This is a genomic window from Mesorhizobium sp. M7A.F.Ca.AU.001.01.1.1 (assembly GCF_004022735.1).
GTDB lineage: Bacteria > Pseudomonadota > Alphaproteobacteria > Rhizobiales > Rhizobiaceae > Mesorhizobium > Mesorhizobium ciceri.
Genome location: NZ_RZPF01000884.1, coordinates 1 through 2,306, shown reverse-complemented (window position 1 = coordinate 2,306; position 2,306 = coordinate 1). Strand labels below are relative to the sequence as shown.

3 protein-coding genes are annotated in these 2,306 nt (G+C 64.1%); 2 read left to right on the top strand and 1 reads right to left on the bottom strand.

Annotated elements, in window-relative coordinates; all coding sequences use genetic code 11:
* Positions 1–631: IclR family transcriptional regulator (locus EN884_RS33415; protein WP_164895328.1), on the bottom strand; the 631-nt coding region annotated here is incomplete at its 3' end.
* Between the two features lie 183 nt (positions 632–814).
* On the opposite strand from EN884_RS33415, the gene EN884_RS33410 reads away from it, so the two are divergent.
* On the top strand, positions 815–1,789 hold the full coding sequence (locus EN884_RS33410; RefSeq protein ID WP_013529611.1) for a tripartite tricarboxylate transporter substrate-binding protein: 975 nt from the start codon (positions 815–817) through the stop codon (positions 1,787–1,789).
* A 139-nt stretch (positions 1,790–1,928) separates the two neighbouring features.
* Positions 1,929–2,306: tripartite tricarboxylate transporter TctB family protein (locus EN884_RS33405; RefSeq protein WP_164895327.1), on the top strand; the 378-nt coding region annotated here is incomplete at its 3' end.

The following is a 2,306-nucleotide window of genomic DNA, read 5'->3' as shown; positions in this document are numbered from 1 at the left end:
TGCTTGGTCCAGCCAGGGTCAAGGCGCCGAGCAGGACGCCCCCTGGCCCGAATACCGGCGCCGACACGCCCCCGGTCTCGGGGTCGCGGTCGCCGACGGCGAGACAGTTGCAGGTCTTGCGGATGGTCTCGTAGGGTTCGCCCTGCTGGCCCGAAAACGCTGCGAGCACGCGGCCGCCCGAGCCGAGCAGCAAAGGCAATACGTCGCCTTCGCGTATCGTGTAGCGGATCGGGTGCTTGGATTCGACGCGGTAAAGACAGGTGCGGACATCGCCCGAGCGAACGTAGAAGGCAACGCTTTCCCAGCTTCGCTCGGAAAGATCGCGCATGATCGGCAGCAGGATGTCGACCGCCACGACCGAACGCTGGTAGAGCGCACCGAGCCGAAACGTCGCGGGTCCGACGCGGTAGCGCCCATTGTCGAGGCGCTCGAGCAATCGTCCGCGCAAAAGGGAATTCGCAAGCCGCAGGATGGTGCTCTTGTAGAGGCCGGTGCGCGCCGCGATTTCGGCTAGGCTGAGCGACCGGTCCTCCGTGCTGAAGGCATCGAGGATGGCAATCGCCCGATCGAGTGCTGCAACACCTTCGGCGCGGTCGATTTCCGCATCTGCCGATTTGCTTGGCGAATCCATGGCGGTTCCAGTTTGAAGAAAGCCGAGCGACGCGACTGTGTCGCGCCGCCAAATCGTTCTGTCCAGTAGAATATCGTTTCCGTTGACAGAACTCCGTAACATCTGCTTGAAATCGATGACGGGTCTGGATGCAGGCGCGTTTTGGCGGGCACCGGAGGAGGTGTCGTGATTTGGAGGAATCCCATGCTGGACAGACGCAGATTTTTGATGAGCACCGCAGCCGTGGGTGCCGGGCTGATGACGTCGCATCTTTCTCCCGCTTTGGCCGAAGGCGCGCCCCAGATACAGCTCTTCGTGCCTGCCGCACCGGGTGGTGGCTGGGACCAGACGGCGCGCACGATCGACCAGGTGCTGCGCAGTGAAAAGCTCATCTCGGGTTCGCAGATCACCAATGTCGGCGGCGCCGGCGGGACTGTCGGGCTGCCGCAATTCATCAGCCAGTGGAACGGCAAAGGCAATTCCCTGATGGTTGCCGGCATGGTCATGGTTGGCGCCATCATTGCCAACAAGGCCGCCAACAATCTGACGCAGGTCACCCCGATCGCCCGCCTTACCGGCGAGTTCGAGGCCTTGGTCGTGCCGGCGGAGTCGCCGTTCAAGACGGCCGCTGATTTCGTCGCCGCGCTCAAGGCCGATCCGACAAAGGTTCCTGTCGCCGGCGGCTCCGCAGGCGGTTCCGATCACATCCTGTTCGGCCTGATTGCCAAGACTGTCGGCGTGCCGGCGACAAACCTGTCCTACGTGCCGTTCGCCGGCGGCGGTGAGGCGTTGTCGGCGCTGCTCGGCAACCAGGTCGCGGCCGGCATCTCCGGCTTTGGCGAGTTCTCCGAGCAGGTCAAGGCGGGCGCGCTGCGGCTGCTCGCCATCTCGGCAGACAAGCGCCAGGACGGCATCGATGCGCCGACGCTGAAGGAGGCCGGCATCGATGTCGAACTGTTCAACTGGCGCGGCGTCTTCGCACCGCCGGGTATTTCCGACGCCGACAAGGCAGCGATGATCACCCTGATCGAGACCATGGCCAAGAGCGACGCGTGGGCGACCGAATGCAAGAACCGCAACTGGACGCCGATCCTGCTCACCGGCGACGACTATGCGAAGTTCGTCACCGAGGATTCAGCCCGCATCGAGGCGATCCTGAAGGATCTCGGGCTCGCCTGATCCATCGTCATAGGGGCGGCGCAGGTCGCCCCTTCTCGCATGAAATGCAAGCCGGCATGACCCTGCGGTGGGGAGCAAGCATGCGGCGCCGGGCATTTCCGCCAACCATACTTGGCCAGCTCTCCTGGGGAGGACAATCATGAGCACCAGCGACCAGCAGGCGGCGCCGTCGCGGCTTGCCGTGCCGGAATTGTTGATAGGCATCGGGCTCCTGGCCTGCGCCGGCGCCGTCGCCTGGCAGACGCTGGCGATCCCGGTGTCGCCGCTCTACTCCAAGGTCGGCCCGACCGTCTTTCCCTACCTTACCATGGTTGGCCTGGTGGTACTTTCGCTGTTGCTCATCCTTGCCGCGCTTCGCGGCGGCTGGCAGCCGGAGGAGGAAAAGGAGACGCCGACCGACTGGAAGGCAATGGGCTTCGTCGTTATCGGCCTGATCGCCAATCTGCTGCTCATCCAACCGCTCGGCTTCACGGCGGCATCCGTCATCATGTTCGTGCTCGTCTGCTACGGCTTCGGC